The 18,284-nt window shown below is 62.1% G+C and carries 18 protein-coding genes; 14 read left to right on the top strand and 4 right to left on the bottom strand.

The features are described 5' to 3' along the window. Positions 1-105: 105 nt before the first annotated feature. The 4 genes from ASC85_RS19660 (at position 106) to ASC85_RS19645 (ending at position 2,758) form a co-directional block, all read left to right on the top strand. Positions 106-1,161: a DNA topoisomerase IB gene (locus ASC85_RS19660; protein WP_057450978.1), complete on the top strand. Its 1,056-nt coding sequence runs from the start codon at positions 106-108 to the stop codon at positions 1,159-1,161. A 116-nt stretch (positions 1,162-1,277) separates the two neighbouring features. Continuing rightward, positions 1,278-1,841: an ATP-dependent Clp protease proteolytic subunit gene (locus ASC85_RS19655; protein WP_057450977.1), complete on the top strand. Its 564-nt coding sequence runs from the start codon at positions 1,278-1,280 to the stop codon at positions 1,839-1,841. Between the two features lie 125 nt (positions 1,842-1,966). Then, positions 1,967-2,146 carry a general stress protein gene (locus ASC85_RS19650; protein ID WP_057450976.1) on the top strand — a complete coding sequence of 60 codons (180 nt, stop codon included), beginning with the start codon at positions 1,967-1,969 and terminating at the stop codon, positions 2,144-2,146. Positions 2,147-2,287: 141 nt separating this feature from the next. Beyond that, on the top strand, positions 2,288-2,758 hold the full coding sequence (locus tag ASC85_RS19645) for an arsenate reductase ArsC (protein ID WP_057450975.1): 471 nt from the start codon (positions 2,288-2,290) through the stop codon (positions 2,756-2,758). Positions 2,759-2,762: 4 nt separating this feature from the next. Here the strand turns inward: ASC85_RS19645 and ASC85_RS19640 are convergent, their stop codons facing one another. Further along, the gene (locus ASC85_RS19640; protein ID WP_057450974.1) at positions 2,763-3,296 is read right to left on the bottom strand and encodes a DUF3087 family protein; all 534 of its coding nucleotides are present in this window, start codon (positions 3,294-3,296) and stop codon (positions 2,763-2,765) included. Positions 3,297-3,513: 217 nt separating this feature from the next. Here ASC85_RS19640 and ppnN point away from each other — a divergent pair, with 217 nt between their 5' ends. After that, the gene (gene ppnN / locus ASC85_RS19635; protein ID WP_003203037.1) at positions 3,514-4,887 is read left to right on the top strand and encodes a nucleotide 5'-monophosphate nucleosidase PpnN; all 1,374 of its coding nucleotides are present in this window, start codon (positions 3,514-3,516) and stop codon (positions 4,885-4,887) included. A 229-nt stretch (positions 4,888-5,116) separates the two neighbouring features. Here the strand turns inward: ppnN and ASC85_RS19630 are convergent, their stop codons facing one another. Together ASC85_RS19630 and ASC85_RS19625 are read right to left on the bottom strand one after the other, a co-directional pair. Next, positions 5,117-5,776 (bottom strand): HAD family hydrolase, encoded by a 660-nt coding sequence (locus tag ASC85_RS19630; protein WP_057451007.1) that lies wholly within the window; start codon positions 5,774-5,776, stop codon positions 5,117-5,119. Between the two features lie 222 nt (positions 5,777-5,998). After that, positions 5,999-7,345 (bottom strand): MATE family efflux transporter, encoded by a 1,347-nt coding sequence (locus ASC85_RS19625; protein ID WP_003203040.1) that lies wholly within the window; start codon positions 7,343-7,345, stop codon positions 5,999-6,001. A 467-nt stretch (positions 7,346-7,812) separates the two neighbouring features. Between ASC85_RS19625 and ASC85_RS19620 the strand changes: the two genes are divergently transcribed. From ASC85_RS19620 to ASC85_RS19580, 9 genes are read left to right on the top strand one after another with little or no spacing between them, the layout of a single operon-like run. After that, positions 7,813-9,027: a methyl-accepting chemotaxis protein gene (locus ASC85_RS19620; RefSeq protein ID WP_057450972.1), complete on the top strand. Its 1,215-nt coding sequence runs from the start codon at positions 7,813-7,815 to the stop codon at positions 9,025-9,027. Positions 9,028-9,038: 11 nt separating this feature from the next. Beyond that, positions 9,039-9,407, top strand: a complete 369-nt coding sequence (locus ASC85_RS19615) for a response regulator (protein WP_003203044.1) — start codon at positions 9,039-9,041, stop codon at positions 9,405-9,407. 15 nt (positions 9,408-9,422) lie between these two features. Continuing rightward, positions 9,423-9,707, top strand: coding sequence for an STAS domain-containing protein (locus ASC85_RS19610; RefSeq protein ID WP_057450971.1), 285 nt, complete (start codon positions 9,423-9,425; stop codon positions 9,705-9,707). Positions 9,708-9,743: 36 nt separating this feature from the next. Then, on the top strand, positions 9,744-11,846 hold the full coding sequence (locus tag ASC85_RS19605) for a chemotaxis protein CheA (RefSeq protein WP_057451006.1): 2,103 nt from the start codon (positions 9,744-9,746) through the stop codon (positions 11,844-11,846). Between the two features lie 33 nt (positions 11,847-11,879). Continuing rightward, entirely contained in the window at positions 11,880-13,538 is a 1,659-nt protein-coding gene (locus ASC85_RS19600; RefSeq protein ID WP_057450970.1) for a methyl-accepting chemotaxis protein, read from the top strand. Positions 13,539-13,577: 39 nt separating this feature from the next. Next, complete coding sequence (locus ASC85_RS19595) at positions 13,578-14,114, top strand: chemotaxis protein CheW (protein ID WP_014337792.1); 537 nt, start codon at positions 13,578-13,580, stop codon at positions 14,112-14,114. After that, positions 14,111-14,947: a CheR family methyltransferase gene (locus tag ASC85_RS19590; RefSeq protein WP_014337791.1), complete on the top strand. Its 837-nt coding sequence runs from the start codon at positions 14,111-14,113 to the stop codon at positions 14,945-14,947. Before ASC85_RS19595 ends, ASC85_RS19590 begins: the two co-directional genes overlap by 4 nt. Then, positions 14,944-15,441: a chemoreceptor glutamine deamidase CheD gene (gene cheD / locus ASC85_RS19585; protein ID WP_057450969.1), complete on the top strand. Its 498-nt coding sequence runs from the start codon at positions 14,944-14,946 to the stop codon at positions 15,439-15,441. The genes ASC85_RS19590 and cheD overlap by 4 nt, the downstream gene beginning before the upstream one ends. A 2-nt stretch (positions 15,442-15,443) precedes the next feature. Continuing rightward, the gene (locus ASC85_RS19580) at positions 15,444-16,517 is read left to right on the top strand and encodes a protein-glutamate methylesterase/protein-glutamine glutaminase (RefSeq protein ID WP_003203057.1); all 1,074 of its coding nucleotides are present in this window, start codon (positions 15,444-15,446) and stop codon (positions 16,515-16,517) included. 1,028 nt (positions 16,518-17,545) lie between these two features. Here the strand turns inward: ASC85_RS19580 and ASC85_RS19565 are convergent. Then, entirely contained in the window at positions 17,546-18,079 is a 534-nt protein-coding gene (locus ASC85_RS19565) for an REP-associated tyrosine transposase (RefSeq protein WP_057450966.1), read from the bottom strand. Positions 18,080-18,284: the final 205 nt, after the last annotated feature.

Here is an 18,284-nt window from a genome sequence, read left to right as displayed (position 1 = left end):
TTGCTCTCACAGGTTTCGGGGCAGCATCAAAATCTTGGCACGACCCGAACAGCCTGCGGTCAATGAATTCACAGGCCACCGGATTCGTTGCCAAGGACTCTTCTCATGCCCGACACCCTGCCGCCGGATGCACTGCCGGCCGACCTGCATTATGTCGATGACACGGCCCCGGGCATCACCCGTAAAAAGCGGCGGGACCAATTCTGTTATTTCGACCCGCAGGGCCAGCGCATCACCGACGCGGCCGAGATCCAGCGCATCAATGCCCTGGCGGTACCGCCGGCCTACACCGATGTCTGGATCTGCACCGACCCGCGAGGCCATCTGCAGGCCACCGGGCGCGATGCCCGCGGTCGCAAGCAGTACCGCTACCATGCGCGCTGGCGTGAGGTCCGGGATGCGGACAAGTATTCGCGGATGCTGGAATTCGGACGGGCCCTGCCGCGCTTGCGCAAACGCCTGGAAGCCATCCTCGCCACGCCCGGTTTCAGCCGCGACAAAGTCATGGCCACGGTCATCACCCTGCTGGACGTGACCCTGATCCGCGTCGGCAACAGCCAATACGCCCGGGACAATCGTTCCTACGGCCTGACGACCCTGCGCGACAAACATGTCGAGATCAACGGCAGCGCCATCGCCTTCCAGTTCCGTGGCAAGAGCGGCATCGAGCACCAGATCACCGTGAAGGATCGGCGCCTGGCGCGGATCATCAGGCGCTGCCAGGAGATCCCCGGGCAGAACCTGTTCCAGTACCTGGACGAACACGGCGAGCGCCACGCCATCAGTTCTTCGGACATCAACGCCTACCTCAAGACCCTCACTGGCGCTGACTTCACCGCCAAGGACTACCGCACCTGGGCCGGCAGCGCAGCCGCTCTGGCCGGGTTGCGGACGCTGCGCTGGGAAACCGAAAGCGAGGCCAAACGGCACGTCGCCGAGATGGTCAGGCAAGTCGCCCGACAACTGGGCAATACGCCGACCGTCTGTCGCAAGTGCTACATTCATCCTGCGGTGGTGGAGGGTTTCCTGCTCGGCGCCCTGACCCAGTTGCCCAAACCCCGGGCACGCAAAGGCCTCAGCGAGGAAGAAGCCGGGCTGACGCTATTTCTGCAGCGCATGACGCAAGCCGCCCGGAAATGCGAACAGCAGCAACCGGCTTGATGCGCTCACCGGCAGCCAGCCACGGATGAGGAACATCCGCAGACCGCTGGACTCCCAACTGTACGGCACAGCCGATCCGCAGGCACTTCAAAGGGTGAAGTCGACAGGAGTTTCAGATGTCCGAACACATTGTCCATTTTCATTGCCAGATCGATCAGGGCACCACCGAACGCTTTCGCGATAACTGCCTGGAGGCCATTGAGAAAGGCGCCGACTCGCTGATGCTCAATCTCTCCACAGTCGGTGGCAGCACCAACTTCGGGTTCACCCTCTACACCTTCATCAAGTCCCTTCCGGTACCGGTACGTGCGGTGAACGCCGGCAACATCGAGTCCATGGGCATCGTCATGTACCTGGCCGCCAGCGACCGCACCACCACCCCGCATTCGCGTTTCCTGATTCATCCGATGAACTGGTATTTCGGCCAGAAATCCGTGGACCACTCACGCTTGCGCGAGTACCTGTCCAGCCTGGACAACGACGTGGCGCGCTACGTGGAAATCTACGTCAAGGAAACCGCCGGCGCGGCGACGCAGTTGGATATCTTCAAATGCCTGTGCGCCGAAGAGCGGGTGATCCCGGCGGAAAACTCCCTGGCTTTCGGCATTGCCCATCGGGTCGAGCAAGTGGTTTTCCCCACGGATGCCAAGCATTGGAAAGTCAGCGGTGGCGAGGATTAGAAGTGAAATCGGGCGGCAAACCATTCGTCGCCGGCAAACGGTTTTTTTTAAACTTCCCTCGGCCATTTTCTTTCCCAACTAATGCGAGGCACGTTGCTCGCTCAACCAAAATGAGGATTCTCGAAATGGCCAGTAGCGGAAACAAAAACCCAGGCAACTTCGCCAATGATCGTGAAAAAGCATCGGAAGCCGGCAAGAAAGGCGGACAAGCGTCTGGCGGCAACGTTGCCAACGATCGGCAAAAAGGCACTGGAGCCGGTAACAAAGGTAGAGAACGCAGCCAAGGCGGCGGCAGAAAATCGTAACCATCCAGATCGTTGGGGCGCAGACGTACTGCGCCCCGGCGCTATCCACTCTTCCCCTCGCCACAAATACGAAATTCCATATATTCGATTGTCCGCATATACTCCGGCGCAGCCCACCCTTGCGCTTATCGGAGCCGATCGATGAAAGTCCTCTTCATGTGCACAGCCAACAGTTGCCGCAGCATTCTCAGCGAAGCGATGTTCAACCATCTGGCCCCCGCCGGGTTCGCAGCCGTCAGCGCCGGCAGTTTTCCCAAGGGCCACGTGCTCCCGCGCAGCCTGAGCACCTTGCAAGAAGCCGGTATCAGCGTCCAAGGCTTGCGCAGCAAGGGTTATGACGCGCTCGAGGGCAGCCAGCCGGACATCGTCATCACCGTGTGCGACAGCGCCGCTCGCGATGCTTGCCCGGTGTACTTCGGCCCCGCCATCAAGGCCCACTGGGGCCTGGTCGATCCATCGACCGTCAGAGGCAACGACGATCAGATCGGCCAGGCCTTCCATGCCACCCTGGATCGTATCGAAACCCGCTGCCGGGCGTTTTTCGCCCTGCCCTTCGACCAGCTCGATGCCCAGGCCCTGAAAGACGAGCTCGACCGCATCGGCACCCTCTGACCGATCAACCCGCGCGATAGGCCTGCTTCACCGTCTCGATCCAGCTCGGGTCAAGACGCGATTGCTCGGTGTCCAGGCCCAGCGCCTGCATCTTTGCCAGGTGCGCATCGGCCTCTCGTGCCAGGGAGCCCTGGGCGCTGGAGTTGGCGTCCAGCTGATGCATCTGTGCCAGCCCCAGGTGATAGAAACGCAACAGCTTCATGGCGATGGGGTCCTGGGCCTGCACGCCGGCAGTCACCTGGTGCATCACGTTGGTGATTTTCATCAGGCTGCGCTTGAGCTGCCAGCCATACACGGCGGCGGCCATCCACGGCTGCGACCAGAAATACACGCGCATCAGCGCAGCCATCGCCAGCACCGCGACAATCACCCCGCCAAGATTGAAACGAAAGTTATCGCCTCCAGGCGTGCCCAGCAGCATCACGGCCAGGCTGGACAGCAACATCGCCAGGGCCAGGAACACCACTGCGATGATCAGGGTGCTGCGGCGGGTCTGCTTGCGGTACGTGTCGCCATCCCACGGTTTGATCTCGAACATCGCGGTGCAATTTCCTTGTACGGCATCAAAAGAGTCACGCATTATCGCCTGCCCGGTCGAATTAGCTATGCTGGGGCTCATTTTGTAGCGCAACCGACTCGCCGGGTCCGGATCAAAGTCCATGGCGATAGCGCAAGGATCGTGCGATCTTTCTGCGTGGACGTTTTTTTCAAGATGCCGTCGTTGTGTGCATGGCATCGTTTTCAAGGAAAGCTGAATGACTCAAAGACATGTAATCAACGCCTCGGTAAGCCCCAAGGGCAGCCTGGAGACCTTGTCCCAGCGCGAAGTCCAGCAACTGAGCGAAGCCGGTTCCGGCAGTATCTATACCCTCTTCCGCCAGTGCGCCCTGGCCATCCTCAACACCGGCGCCCATGTTGATAACGCCAAGACCATCCTGGAAGCCTACAAGGACTTCGAGATCCGTATTCACCAGCAGGACCGCGGCGTGCGCCTGGAACTGCTGAATGCGCCGGCCGATGCGTTCGTCGACGGCGAAATGATCGCCAGCACCCGGGAAATGCTGTTCAGCGCCCTGCGCGACATCGTCTACACCGAGAACGAGCTGGACAGCCAGCGCATCGACCTCAGCTCGTCCCAGGGCATCAGCGACTACGTGTTCCACCTGCTGCGCAACGCCCGCACCTTGCGTCCAGGCGTGGAGCCGAAAATCGTCGTGTGCTGGGGCGGTCACTCGATCAACACCGAAGAATACAAATACACCAAAAAAGTCGGCCACGAATTGGGCCTGCGCAGCCTGGACATCTGCACCGGTTGCGGCCCTGGCGTGATGAAAGGCCCGATGAAAGGCGCCACCATTGCCCATGCCAAGCAGCGTATCCATGGCGGTCGCTACCTGGGCCTGACGGAACCGGGCATCATCGCCGCCGAGGCGCCGAACCCGATCGTCAATGAGCTGGTGATCCTGCCGGACATCGAGAAACGCCTCGAGGCTTTCGTGCGTGTCGGCCACGGCATCATCATCTTCCCGGGCGGCGCCGGTACGGCGGAAGAGTTCCTCTACCTGCTGGGCATCCTGATGCACCCGGCCAACCAGGACCTGCCGTTCCCGGTGGTTCTCACCGGGCCGAAAAGCGCCGCGCCGTACCTCGATCAGTTGCACGCGTTTGTCGGTGCAACCCTGGGTGAGGAGGCGCAGAAGCACTATCAGATCATCATCGACGACCCGGCCGAAGTGGCGCGGCAGATGACCCAGGGGCTCAAGGAGGTCAAGCAGTTCCGCCGCGAGCGCAACGACGCCTTCCATTTCAACTGGCTGCTGAAGATCGACGAGGGCTTCCAGCGCCCGTTCGACCCGACCCACGCCAACATGGCCAGCCTGGGCCTGAGCCGCGACCTGCCCGCCCACGAACTGGCCGCCAACCTGCGCCGGGCGTTCTCGGGGATCGTGGCCGGTAACGTCAAGGACAAGGGCATCCGCCTGATCGAAGAACACGGCCCGTACGAAATCCACGGCGACGCCGCCATCATGGAACCCCTCGACCGCCTGCTCCAGGCCTTCGTCGCCCAGCACCGCATGAAACTGCCGGGCGGCGCGGCGTATGTGCCGTGCTATCGCGTGGTGACCTGACCTATCTGAGGACCACAGATCCAATGTGGGTGCAAAGCTTGCTCCCACAGGGGATTTTTAGTGGCCGAAAAATCGAAGACCACCGCAGATCCAATGTGGGAGCAAAGCTTGCTCGCGATAGCGGTTTTAAAGCCAACAGAGGTGTTGTCTGTGACGACGCTATCGCGAGCAAGCTTTGCTCCCACAGGCGCGCTCCCACAGGGGATTGTGTGGTTAGGGGATTGTGTGATTACTGAATCCGCATCAACCCGGCTTCATCCACTTCAATACCAAGCCCAAGGTAATCCTTGATCTGCGGATGAAGGGTGACCACCGGGTGCGTATGCGTCGCCGTTACCACCGTCACGTCGGCGCCAGCGGCCTCGCCTGCCCGGATGCCCGCCTCGGCGTCTTCAAAGACCAGGCATTCCTGCGGCGTCACTTGCAGGCGCTCGGCGGCCAGGCGATAGCAGGCGGGGTTGGGCTTGCCGTCGCTGACGTCTTCGGCGGTGACCATCACCCCGGGACGCGGGATCCCCGCCGCTTCCATACGACGCAAGGCCAATGCCATGGGCGCTGAGGTGACGATTGCCCAGCGTTCTGGCGGCAGGCTGTTCAGAAAGGCCTGCGCACCGGGCACCTGCACCACCCCTTCGACGTCTTCGATTTCCTCCCGGGTAATCTGCTCGGCTTCGGCCTGGGCATCCACCCCTGGCAGGTGCTGGCGGGCGATGGTGTCGATGGCGCGCACGCCATGAATGGTCGGCAGGAACGTCGCCACGTCCACGCCGTGGCGCAGGGCCCAGCGCGTCCAGATCCGCTCAGCGGTGGCGATGGAATTGAGCAGAGTGCCGTCCATGTCGAACAGGAAGGCGCGGTAGGCAATGTGGGTGGGGAGACTGGCAGGCATCGGATCCTCGGTGGCGGCGTGGCGGATGACGGCCACTGTAACATCGCGAGGGCCCAATCCTCTGTGGGAGCGAGCCTGTGGGAGCAAAGCTTGCTCGCGATAGCGGTTTTAAAGCCAACAGGGGCGTTGCATGTGATGAGGTCATCGCGAGCAAGCTTTGCTCCCACAGGCTGACCCACTGCTGACCCAAAGGGGATTTGTGTTGTGTCAGAAAGCCCTGTTCTACACCAGCCGCTCGATCGGCTGATGCTGCCACACCCGCTTGTAGTACAGCGTCTGCAACAGCAGCATGCTCAAGTAGGCCACCGGGAACGCCATCCACACCCCTTGCAGCCCGAAGTGAGCGTCCAGCAGGTACGCCGCCGGCACTTGCACGGCGACGATGCAGAAGATCGAGATGGCGACCGGCACCAGCACCGTGCCGCTGGCGCGCATGATGCCGCCGACGATCGCCTGGAAGCCGAACACCAACAGGCTCCAGAGCATGATGTGCAGCAGGTGTTCGGCCTGGACCCGTGCCGCCGGGTCGGTGATGAACAACCCCAGCAGCCAGTGGGACAACAGATAACCCAGGACCACCAGCCCACCCGTAAGCCAGAGGTTGATCAACAGCCCCGTGCGCAGGATCGGCCCCAGGCGCTCCAGGCGTCCGGCACCGATGGCCTGGGCGCCGAGGATCGAGGCGGTGATGGCGATCGACAGCGCCGGAAACTGTACGTAGTTGACGATCTGCGTCACCGCGCCGTAGGCCGCCGTGGCCTGGGAACCATGGCTATTGACCAGCGTCAGGATGACCAATTCGGACAATGAGATCACCACCATCTGCAACCCTGTGGGCAAGCCAATGCGCAGCACTTTGCCAAGGATCTCCGTGTCCAGGCGCATCGCCGCGAACAACGCCCGGTCCGGTGCCAGGGCATGCTCGCGACGGTTCAGGCGCCACGCCAGCATGGCCATGGCCGAGGCCGTCCCCACCAACCCCGCCAGCGCCGCGCTCTGGATGCCCATCGGCGGCAACCCCAGCCAACCACGAATCAATACGGGCGTGAGCAGCAGCCCGACACTGGTGGAGATCAGCAGCGCCAGCATCGGTGACACCGTATCGCTCACCCCGCGCAACAGTTGGGTGAACAGCACAAATACCAGCAACATCGGCAGGATCCACATCATGACCCGGGCATAGGAAACGGCGTCCTCCAGCACATCGGCCGGCGTGCCGAGCCCCTGCAACGCCTGACGCGCAAAGACACTGCCGAGCACCGCCGCCGTCAGGCCGATGATCGCCCCCAGCAACAACGTCGAACCGGCAATCGCCTTCACCGTGCCGGTTTCTCCGGCGCCGTAGGCCTGCCCGATCAACACCCCCGCCCCCGCGCCGAGGCCGATCACCAATGCGATAAAGAAAAACACGATGGGAAACATGCCCGACACCGCCGCCAAGGCCTGGGTACCGAGCATCTGGCCGATGTAGATGCTATTGAACGTGCCAGACATGGACTGCAGGAAGTTGGACAGGACCATGGGGGCCAGGAACAGGAGATAGGTTTTCCAGAGGGGCTGGGTGGGCATGGGGACTCTGATGGCAGGTTCGAAAATCCGGGTGCCGGTAATTTAGCGCAATCCATACAACTCGTTTCAGAAGATTCAGCGCGGTTCGCTTTTGTGGCGAGGGCGCTCGCTTCCGTCGGGCTGCATTGTAGGAGCTGCCGAGCGAAGCGAGGCTGCGATCTTTCCAAGGACAGTTGAGTCGCAGGTGAACGATCAAAAGATCGCAGCCTTCGGCAGCTCCTACAGAGCCGCGCGGGAGCAAGCTCCCTCGCCACAGGGGTTCTATGTTGTGGCTTCTACCTTCGTCGGATGCATTCGACATTTCACAGACTGCGTCTAATCTGAAGTAGCACAGTGCCACGTACTGTGCATGCCAATGCCTATGGCAATACCGGTATCGGACAGCCGGTCTTAAAGTCCGAGTAGAGGTCGCAGATAACCAGTTATTCGCAAATAACCTGTTAGAAACTCTGTTCAAGGACCGAACCATGACGTCGTACCCACACGGTCATTCCTTCGCCCAACCACCTCGCATCCTCTGGAACACAGTGCTCGTCGCTTTTGTTGCTGCCGTTGGCGTCGTACTGCTCAACGGTCCAAGTGTTCAAAACATCATCCTGGCTGTTGCCCTCCTGGCCGTTGGCGTCGGCGCTGGCGTATGGGGTGCGCGTTCGCAACGTCAGCAGCTCGGCAGCGCCATCGCCGCCGCCATGGCCCGCCACGACCTGCAGGCCAGCGAGCACCTGGCCCATAAAACCAGCGAGCAACTCAACGAAGTCATTCTCGGTGCCATGCCGATCTGGGCCAAGCAGGTCGAAAGCTCCCGGCAGCAGACCGAAACCGCAATCGTCTCGCTGACCAGCCGCTTCACCGGCATTTCCTCGCGCCTGGAAGAGACCGTGCAAGCCTCGCAACTGGCCGCCGGTGAGTTGGCCGGCAGCAGCGGTGGCGGTGCCGTGCAGGTGCTGGCCCAGAGCGAAAGTGAACTGGTCAAGGTCATCGATTCCCTGAAGGCCACCCAGGCCAGCCGCGATGAAACCCTGGCCCAGGTGCGCAACCTGACGGCCTATACCGGCGAGCTGCGGACCATGGCCGCCGATGTCGCGGCGATTGCCGCGCAGACCAACCTGCTGGCCCTCAACGCCGCCATCGAAGCCGCCCGTGCGGGCGAGGCCGGGCGTGGCTTTGCCGTGGTGGCGGACGCCGTGCGCAGTCTCTCGAGCAAATCCAGCGAGACCGGCCAGCAGATGTCGGCCAAGGTCGACATCATCAACAACGCCATCACCCAACTGGTGCATGCCGCGTCCAGCGGCGCGGACCAGGACAGCCATTCGGTCAGTGCCTCCGAGCAAAGCATCCAGCAGGTGCTGGAGCGCTTCAAGAGTGTCACCGGCAGCTTGGCCGACTCGGCCGACATGCTGCAGCGCGAGAGCTACGGCATCCGCGATGAACTCACCGAGGTGCTGGTCAGCCTGCAATTCCAGGATCGGGTCAGCCAGATCCTCAGCCACGTGCGCGACAACATCGAGGACCTGCATGTGCACATGCAGCAGGCCCGCCAGTCGCCCGAACAGGCTGTCTCCATCGACGCCCGCCAATGGCTGGCGCGCATGGAAACCACTTACGCCACCGACGAGCAACGCCGCAATCACCACGGCGACTCGGGCGCGCAACAGGCTTCACAGGAAATTACCTTCTTTTAGGAGCGCCGTTCATGGCTAAAAGTGTATTGGTTGTCGACGACTCCGCGAGCGTTCGGCAGGTGGTCGGCATCGCGTTGAAAAGTGCCGGCTATGACGTGATCGAAGCCAGCGATGGCAAGGACGCACTGGGCAAGCTCAATGGCCAGAAAGTGCACCTGATCATCAGTGACGTGAACATGCCCAACATGGACGGCATCACCTTCGTCAAGGAGGTCAAGAAACTGGCCAGCTACAAGTTCACGCCGATCATCATGCTCACCACCGAATCCCAGGAATCGAAGAAACAGGAAGGCCAGGCCGCCGGAGCCAAGGCCTGGGTGGTCAAGCCGTTCCAGCCGGCGCAAATGCTGGCGGCGGTATCCAAACTGATTCTTCCTTGATAGCCGGAGGCTCCCATGCCGTTGCAATACGAAACACACGATGACACCGCCCAGGTGCACATCGACGGCGAGCTGACGATCTACACCGCCGCCGACCTGGCCGCGCAATGGTTGCCGCACCTGGGCGCAACACCGCGGATGGCCCTCGATCTGTCGCAGATCACCGAGATGGACGGCGCCGGCCTGCAACTGCTGCTGATGGTGCGGCGTGAGGCCGCCAGGGCCGGGACCCAACTGACACTGATCGGCCAGAGCAAAGCCGTCACGGAAACACTTGCCCTGTGCAACCTGGTTGCCTAGGACTGCAATACGTCGGACACGACAAAGGATATGAGCGTGAGCATCAATCTCGATCAGGCACAACAGACCTTCATCGTCGAGGCACGGGAACAGTTGCAGGCGATGGAAGAGTCGCTGCTGCAACTGGAAACCGACCCCGGCGACGATGACGCCATTGGCGCGATCTTCCGGGCGGCGCACACGATCAAGGGCTCGGCCGGGCTATTCGGCCTGGAACCGATCGTCAGCTTCACCCACATCGTCGAAGACGTGCTCGATCGCCTGCGCAACGGCAGCGTCGAAGTAGACGCCGGGCTGATCGCGGTGCTGCTCAAGTCCAGCGATCACATGCTGGAACTGATCAACGTGGCCGCCAACCAGGGCGGAGCGCTGCCGCCACCGGCCCTGCAACGGGAAGTGGAACTGTGCCAGATCCTGCAGGAGTACCAGGCGCCCTCGCCCGCTGCGGCCCCGACGCCAGCCCCTGAAACCAACACCAGTGAACCCGGCGAAACGCGCCTCTGGCACATTTCCCTGCGCTTCGGCCAGGACGTGTTCCGCAACGGCATGGACCCGCTGTCGTTCCTGCGCTATCTGCAAACCCTGGGTGACATCGTCGACCTCACCACCTTGACCGACGCCCTGCCCGCCGCCGATGCCTGGGACGCCGAATCCTGCTACCTGGGCTTCGACATCGAGTTTCGCTCGGCCGCCAGCCACGGGGCGATCAACGAAGTATTCGACTTCGTCCGGGAAGACTGCGAGATCGAAATCGTTGCCCTGGATGACGACATCGCGCCCCCGGCCAACACCGGCCTGGTTGCCACGTCGCCGGAGCCGGTCGAGGAAACCACCGCGTTGGTCGCCACCGGCGAGTTGCTGTCCGACCAACGCAAGACGCCGCGCGTGCCTGCCCAGATCGCCAGCGACAAACAGGCTGTGACCAGCGACAGCAAGGCCAAGGACGGCACCTACGTGCGAGTCAATGCCGACAAGCTCGACGAGCTGATCAACCTGGTGGGCGAACTGGTCATCGCCAGCGCCGGCGCCAGCCTGCTGGCCCGCACCTGCAACAACGATCCGTTGCAGGAATCCACCTCGACGGTGTCGTCACTGGTGGAGGAAATCCTCGACGGCGCCCTGCGCCTGCGCATGATCCCCATCGGCGAAACCTTCAACCGCTTCCGTCGGGTGGTGCGCGATGTCAGCCAGGAGTTGGGCAAGGACATCGACCTGATCATCAGCGGCGCGGAGACCGAGCTGGACAAGACCGTGGTGGAAAAAATCGGCGACCCGCTCATGCACCTGCTGCGCAACGCCATGGACCACGGCATTGAAACCGCCGAGGCCCGGCTGGCGGCCGGCAAACCGGCCAAGGGGCACCTGCACCTCAACGCCTATCACGACTCGGGCAGCATTGTGCTGGAAATCGCCGACGACGGCGCCGGCCTGAACCGCGACCGGATCCTGGAAAAAGCCCAGGAACGCGGCCTGGTAACACCGGGCGCGAGCCCGACCGACCAGGAAATCTACAACCTGATTTTCGAACCTGGCTTCTCCACCGCCCAGGCCGTGACCAACCTTTCGGGGCGTGGCGTGGGCATGGACGTGGTCAAGCGCAACATCACCCTGCTGCGCGGCACCGTCGACCTGGACAGCCAGCCCGGCAAGGGCACCGTGGTGCGCATCCGCCTGCCGCTGACCTTGGCGATCATCAATGGTTTCTTGGTGGGCATCGGCCAGTCGACCTATGTCATTCCGCTGGACATGGTCCAGGAATGCATCGAGCTGAGCGAAGACGATGGGCTCGCCAGCCGCGAACAAGGCTACCTCGACCTGCGCGGCGAGGTGCTGCCACTGGTCTACCTGCGCGATCACTTCAGCCATGAGGGCCCGGCCGCGCGCCGGCAGAACGTGGTGGTGGTGCGCTACGCCGAACTCAAGGCCGGGCTGGTGGTGGATGACTTGCTGGGTGAATTCCAGACCGTGATCAAGCCGCTGGGCAAGCTGTTTGGTGCCCTTCGCGGCATCAGTGGCTCGACCATCCTGGGCAGTGGCGCCGTGGCGTTGATTCTTGACGTACCGGCGCTGCTCACCCAGATCGCCCAAGTGGAAAACCGCTACACACCGACTCAATTACAACAAGCCAACGCTCGCTGACGCTTTAGCAATTCCATGGAGAGGTACTTCCCAATGAAATGGTTCTACGACCTTAGAATCGCCACCAAACTGATCACTTCATTTCTTGTGGTGCTGGCGCTGACCGCCGTCATGGGAGTGTTCTCGATCATTCAACTGGGCCAGGTGAATGGCACCACCATCGATATCCGGGAAAACTGGATGGTTTCGATGCGTGCAGCTTCGGGCATGCGCTTCTACGCAGCGAACTATCGCCTCAAGGAAAACCGCCACATTTCCGCCGACTCGGAGCAGGAGCGCATCGCCATTGAGCAAGAAGCGGACGAAGCCAAACAGGGTTTCGAAACACGCTTGGCGACCTATGAAAAACTGCTCTCCAGTGCCGAAGATCGCCAGTTGTTCGACGCCGCTCGCAGTGACTGGACCGCTTACCTGGTCGTTAGCAAAGACCTGTTTGCACTTTCCCGACAAAATCTGGCCAACGAAGCCCAGACGTTGCTCAGAGGCGAATCCAAACGTCATTTCGACCTGGTAACCGCCGACCTGCAAAAACTGGTCGAACTCAATGCCGCCGGAGCCGACTTGGCCAGCGCCCACGGCACGGAACTGTATGAGAATGCACGCCTGTCGATCATTGCCGTACTGGTTGCCGCCCTACTGGTAGGCCTGGGCCTGGCGCTGTTCATCTCGCGCATCATCTCCCGCCCATTGAAACAGGCCGCCGCCGTTGCCGAACAATTGGCCGAAGGCAACCTGAACGCCAAAATCGAAGGTGGCTCCAAGGATGAAACCGGCATGGTGCTCAACGCCATGCAGAACATGGTCGGCAAGCTCTCGCACATCATCGGCGAAGTGCGTAATGCCGCGGACAACCTGGCCAGCGCCTCCGAAGAAGTCAGCGCCACCGCGCAATCGATGAGCCAGGCCACCAGCGAGCAAGCGGCCAGCGTCGAGGAAACCAGTGCCTCCATCGAGCAGATGAGCGCCAGCATCAACCAGAACACCGAGAACGCCAAGGTCACCGACGGCATGGCCAGCAAGGCCGCCAAGGAAGCCACCGACGGCGGCGAATCGGTGCAGCAGACCGTGGTGGCGATGAAGAAAATCGCCCAACGCATCAGCATCATCGACGACATCGCCTACCAGACCAACCTGCTGGCGCTCAACGCAGCCATCGAAGCCGCCCGCGCCGGTGAACACGGCAAAGGCTTCGCAGTGGTCGCCGCCGAAGTGCGCAAGCTGGCCGAACGCAGCCAGGTGGCCGCCCAGGAAATCGGCGAGCTGTCGTCCAGCAGCGTCGATATGGCCGAGAAGGCCGGGAACCTGCTCAACGAGATGGTCCCATCCATCAACAAGACCTCGGACCTGGTGCAGGAAATCAGCGCCGCCTCCGAAGAACAGGCCGCCGGTGTGGCGCAGATCAACACCGCCATGACCCAGCTCAACCAGGTGACCCAGCAAAACGCCTCCAGCAGCGAAGAACTGGCCGCCACCGCCGAGGAAATGAGCAGCCAGGCCGAACAGCTGCAACAGGCCATGAGCTTCTTCACCCTGGACACGCCACCCAAGTCTGCCGTGCAAGTTGCCAGGGTCGATAACACCCCAGGTCCGTCCGGCCGCAAACCGGCCCGGACTCCGGCACCGGTCATGCCCAAGGCGTTTGCCTACAACATGGCCAGCGCCCCGGACGAATCGGAATTCACCCGGTTCTGATGGCCCGGTTCCACTGGCTTGCTTAAAGGAGAAAAAGCAATGGGCGCCATCGCCACCACACGTCAAACCGCCATCGCGGTCGAGGAAGAAGCGCAATACCTGACGTTCATGCTCGGCACGGAGATGTTTGCCATCGGCATCCTGTGCATCAAGGAGATCATCGAATACGGCAACCTGACCGTGGTGCCGATGATGCCGGCCTTCGTGCGCGGGGTGATCAACCTGCGCGGCGCGGTGGTGCCGGTGGTGGATTTGTCGGCCCGTTTCGGCCGGCCGAATTCGGCGATCAGCCGGCGTTCGTGCGTGGTGATCATCGAGGCGTCCAGCGCCGACGGCCTGGCCCAGGACATTGGCCTGCTGGTGGACACGGTGTCGGCGGTGCTGGAAATCCCGGCCTCGCAGATCGAGCCGCCACCGAGCTTCGGCGCGAAGATCCGTGCCGATTTCATCAGTGGCATGGCCAAGGTCGATGGCAAGTTCGTCATCGTGCTGGAGGTGGACCGCGTGCTGTCCATCGACGAGATGTCCCTACTCGCAGAAGCCAGCCCGAGCGCGCTGGAAGTGGATGCCCCGTGAACGCCGATACCTGCAAGGAACGCACGCTGAACGCACAGGCGCTCACTGACCGAGAGTTCGGCCAGTTCCAGTCCTGGCTGTACCAGGCCGCCGGCATCAGCCTGTCCGAGGCCAAGAAAGCCTTGGTGGCCGGGCGTTTGTTCAAGCGCCTCAAGCACTATGGGCTGGACAGCTACGGCGAGTATTTCAAGCTGATCATGAACGGCCAGCGCACCGATGAGCTGCAGGTAGCGCTGGACCTGCTCACCACCAACGAGACCTATTTTTTTCGCGAGCCCAAGCATTTCGATTTCCTGCGCCAGCACGTGCTGCCCCACGCGACACCGGGCAAGACCTTTCGCTTGTGGAGCGCGGCCAGTTCATCGGGGGAAGAGCCCTACAGCCTGGCCATGACCCTGGCCGAAGGATTGGGCACCACACCCTGGGAAGTCATCGGTTCGGACATCAGCAGCCAGGTGCTGGCCAAGGCGCGCGCCGGGCATTACCCGATGGAACGTGCCCGCACCCTGCCCCAGCCGCTGCTGGTGAAATATTGCCTCAAGGGCACCGGCAGCCAGCAAGGCACGTTCCTCATCGACCGGGCATTGCGCAACCGGGTCAACTTTATCCAGGTCAACCTCAACGACACCTTGCCGGAGCTGGGGGAGTTCGATGTGATCTTCCTGCGCAACGTCATGATCTATTTCGACCAACCCACCAAAAGCAAAGTGGTTGCCCGCTTGCTCCCCCGGCTCAAGCCCGGCGGGTATTTCATCATCAGCCACTCGGAAAGCCTCAACGGTGTGTCCGATGCATTGAAACTGGTGGCGCCATCGATTTACCGCAAACCATGAGCGCCGCGATCAGGGAAGTGGCCGAGGTGTACCTGGCGCCGGGGGAGTTTCGTTTCGCCACCTGCCCGACCCGCCTGCGCACGATCCTCGGTTCTTGCGTGGCGATCACGCTGTGGCACCCGGAACGCAAGATCGGCGGCATGTGCCACTTCATGTTGCCCAGTCGGGTGCGCTGCTCCACCGCACTGAACGGTATCTATGCCGACGAAGCCATCGAACTGTTCATCCGCCAGGCCCGGGCCCACCACACCGAACCCGAGGATTACCAACTCAAGCTGTTCGGCGGCGGCGAGATGTTCCCCGAACTGCAACGCCACGTGCCCTATGGCGATGTGGCGCGGCTGAACGTCAACGCCGCGCTGGAAATGGCCGCCCTTTATCGCCTCGACCTCATCGCCCACGACATGGGCAGCACTGGCCACCGCAGCATCATCTTCGACCTTTGCAGCGGCGATGTGTGGGTCAGGCACCAACCTATAAGGACCCGGCACTGACTATGTCAAAAAAGATCAATGTACTGCTGGTGGATGACTCTGCCGTGGTTCGCCAGGTGTTGCTGGCGATCCTCAGCGACACACCGGACATCCACGTCATGGGCGCGGCGTCCGACCCGATTTTCGCCATGGACAAACTGGCCAAGGAATGGCCCGACGTAATCGTGCTGGACGTGGAAATGCCGCGCATGGACGGCATCACCTTCCTGAAAAAAATCATGAGCGAGCGCCCCACTCCGGTGGTGATCTGCTCGTCCCTGACACCCCGGGGCGCGGAAACCACCTTGCAGGCGATGGCCGCTGGCGCAGTGGAAATCATCACCAAGCCCACCACCGGCCTGAAGAACTTTCTGTTGGAGTCGGCACCGGAACTGGTGTCGGCGATCCGTGCCGCCGCCCAGGTCAACGTGCGCAACCTGGGCAAGCGTCCCGCCCCGATCGCGCTGACGCCCGCCACCAAACTCACCGCCGACGCCATGCTGCCCGCCGCCAACGGCCACGCCATGGCGCAGACCACCGAACGCATCGTCGCCCTGGGCACCTCCACCGGCGGCACCCAGGCCCTGGAAGCGGTGCTCACCGCCCTGCCGCGAGTGTGCCCGGGCATCGTCATCGTCCAGCACATGCCGGAAAAATTCACCGCCTCGTTTGCCGCCCGGCTCAACAGCCTGTGCCAGATCGAAGTGCGCGAGGCCCGCAACAACGACCGCATCCACCCGGGCCTGGCGCTCATCGCACCAGGCGGCAAGCACATGATGGTGACCCGCAGCGGCGCGTTCTATCACGTGCAGGTGGTGGACGGCCCACTGGTCAACCGCCACCGCCCTTCAGTGGATGTGCTGTTCCGCTCCGTGGCCAAATTCGCCGGCCGCAACGCCACCGGCATCATCATGACCGGCATGGGCGACGACGGCGCCCGCGGCCTGAAGGAAATGCTCGACGCCGGCAGCACCACCGTGGCCCAGGACGAAGCCAGCTGCGTGGTCTTCGGCATGCCCAAGGAAGCAATCAAACTCAACGCCGCACAACGGGTGATGGGGTTGCAGGAAATTGCGCAGGTGATTTTGCATCGGTAACAACGACCGTCCCTACAGCGGAGCTTGATCTGGTGAACGATCGTTCCTCACGCTCCGCGTGGGAATGCCGCCAGGGACGCTCCGCGTTCCGCTTCTGGAAGGTGACGCAGAGCGTCACGGGATGCATGCCCATGCAGAGCGTGGGAACGATCAGGTGGCGGGGCGGTGAACGATCGTTCCTCACGCTCCGCGTGGGAATGCCGCCAGGGACGCTCCGCGTTCCGCTTCTGGAGGGTGACGCAGAGCGTCACGGGATGCATTACCACGCAGAGCGTGGGAACGATCNGCCGCCAGGGACGCTCCGCGTTCCGCTTCTGGAGGGTGACGCAGAGCGTCACGGGATGCATTACCACGCAGAGCGTGGGAACGATCGGGGCGCAGAGGCTGTGAAGATCGTTCCTCACGCTCCGCGTGGGAAYGCCGCCAGGGACGCTCCGCGTTCCGCTTCTGGAGGGTGACGCAGAGCGTCACGGGATGCATTACCACGCAGAGCGTGGGAACGATCGGGGCGCAGAGGCTGTGNGGACGCTCCGCGTTCCGCTTCTGGAGGGTGACGCAGAGCGTCACGGGATGCATTACCACGCAGAGCGTGGGAACGATCGGGGCGCAGAGGCTGTGGAGATCGTTCCTCACGCTCCGCGTGGGAATGCCACCTGGGACGCTCCGCGTTCCGCTTCTGGAGGGTGACGCAGAGCGTCACGGGATGCATGCCCACGCAGAGCGTGGGAACGATCGGGGCGCAGAGGCTGTGAAGATCGTTCCTCACGCTCCGCGTGGGAAYGCCGCCAGGGACGCTCCGCGTTCCGCTTCTGGAGGGTGACGCAGAGCGTCACGGGATGCATTACCACGCAGAGCGTGGGAACGATCGGGGCGCAGAGGCTGTGAAGATCGTTCCTCACGCTCCGCGTGGGAACGCCGCCWGGGACGCTCCACGTTCCGCTTCTGGAAGGTGACGCAGAGCGTCACGGGATGCATGCCCACGCAGAGCGTGGGAACGATCAATTGGCGGAGGGCGGTGAACGCCGCGGTCAATACCATCGCTGAATCTCAATCAACCCTTCCATCCCTGCATAATTGCGTGCACTGGAGTAGCGCCAATGCTCCGGTAACTCCACATACCCGCGCTTCACTGGGTTGAAATGGATGTAATCCAGTTTCTGGCGCATGACCGCTTCGCTATAGATTTGCTCCGCATGCGAGCCTTCTTGCCAGAGCTGATAGACCCTGTCCTGCTTATGCGCTCGCTTGCTGAACCGCAGGCGTTGCAATGCCCGCTCAGCACCCTTGTTTTGTAGGTCGTTGATGATCTGGCGCGCCGTAAAGGATTTGAACTGAAGCAAGCACTTGCTCAGATTCGGCGCTTGGGCAACGAAATGCAGATGGTTTTCCAGAACGACATAACCGAACAGCTGCAAGTTCTGATGGGTTTGCTGATAGCGCCAGCACCCAAGCAGGTGATCAACGAGATAAGGCCGTATGAACAGCGGCAGCCACTCCATCAATGTGCAGGTGAGAAAGTGCGGTTTTTCGGGTTCGGTGATGACGTAGCGGCTCCGGCCCATGGGATGCCTTCCTTTGCGGCGTGGGGAATGGACCATGCTGCCGGTTTCGAGGCGTTTGGGGATAGATGAATAGGGCTCGGAGCACGTGGGAAGGGTCGGTAAACCCTTGATGATCGTTCCCACGCTCTGCGTGGGAATGCAGCCTGGGATGCTCTGCGTCCCTTCAAGAGCCGAACGCGGAGCGTCCGTGGAGGCATTCCCACGC

Origin of the sequence: Pseudomonas sp. Root401, assembly GCF_001425105.1 — a bacterium.
GTDB classification, from domain to species: domain Bacteria; phylum Pseudomonadota; class Gammaproteobacteria; order Pseudomonadales; family Pseudomonadaceae; genus Aquipseudomonas; species Aquipseudomonas brassicacearum.
The sequence above is the reverse complement of the archived record's forward strand: the minus strand, read 5'-3'. Positions and strand labels throughout refer to the sequence as shown.

Coding starts and splice junctions, on each gene's coding strand:
- ASC85_RS19610 (WP_057450971.1), top strand. CDS start 9,423: ATGCCGTTGCAATACGAAACACACGATGACACCGCCCAGGTGCACATC.
- ASC85_RS19615 (WP_003203044.1), top strand. CDS start 9,039: ATGGCTAAAAGTGTATTGGTTGTCGACGACTCCGCGAGCGTTCGGCAG.
- ASC85_RS19600 (WP_057450970.1), top strand. CDS start 11,880: ATGAAATGGTTCTACGACCTTAGAATCGCCACCAAACTGATCACTTCA.
- ppnN (WP_003203037.1), top strand. CDS start 3,514: ATGACTCAAAGACATGTAATCAACGCCTCGGTAAGCCCCAAGGGCAGC.
- ASC85_RS19580 (WP_003203057.1), top strand. CDS start 15,444: ATGTCAAAAAAGATCAATGTACTGCTGGTGGATGACTCTGCCGTGGTT.
- ASC85_RS19620 (WP_057450972.1), top strand. CDS start 7,813: ATGACGTCGTACCCACACGGTCATTCCTTCGCCCAACCACCTCGCATC.
- ASC85_RS19640 (WP_057450974.1), bottom strand. CDS start 3,296: ATGTTCGAGATCAAACCGTGGGATGGCGACACGTACCGCAAGCAGACC.
- cheD (WP_057450969.1), top strand. CDS start 14,944: ATGAGCGCCGCGATCAGGGAAGTGGCCGAGGTGTACCTGGCGCCGGGG.
- ASC85_RS19660 (WP_057450978.1), top strand. CDS start 106: ATGCCCGACACCCTGCCGCCGGATGCACTGCCGGCCGACCTGCATTAT.
- ASC85_RS19655 (WP_057450977.1), top strand. CDS start 1,278: ATGTCCGAACACATTGTCCATTTTCATTGCCAGATCGATCAGGGCACC.
- ASC85_RS19595 (WP_014337792.1), top strand. CDS start 13,578: ATGGGCGCCATCGCCACCACACGTCAAACCGCCATCGCGGTCGAGGAA.
- ASC85_RS19625 (WP_003203040.1), bottom strand. CDS start 7,345: ATGCCCACCCAGCCCCTCTGGAAAACCTATCTCCTGTTCCTGGCCCCC.
- ASC85_RS19645 (WP_057450975.1), top strand. CDS start 2,288: ATGAAAGTCCTCTTCATGTGCACAGCCAACAGTTGCCGCAGCATTCTC.
- ASC85_RS19630 (WP_057451007.1), bottom strand. CDS start 5,776: ATGCCTGCCAGTCTCCCCACCCACATTGCCTACCGCGCCTTCCTGTTC.
- ASC85_RS19650 (WP_057450976.1), top strand. CDS start 1,967: ATGGCCAGTAGCGGAAACAAAAACCCAGGCAACTTCGCCAATGATCGT.
- ASC85_RS19565 (WP_057450966.1), bottom strand. CDS start 18,079: ATGGGCCGGAGCCGCTACGTCATCACCGAACCCGAAAAACCGCACTTT.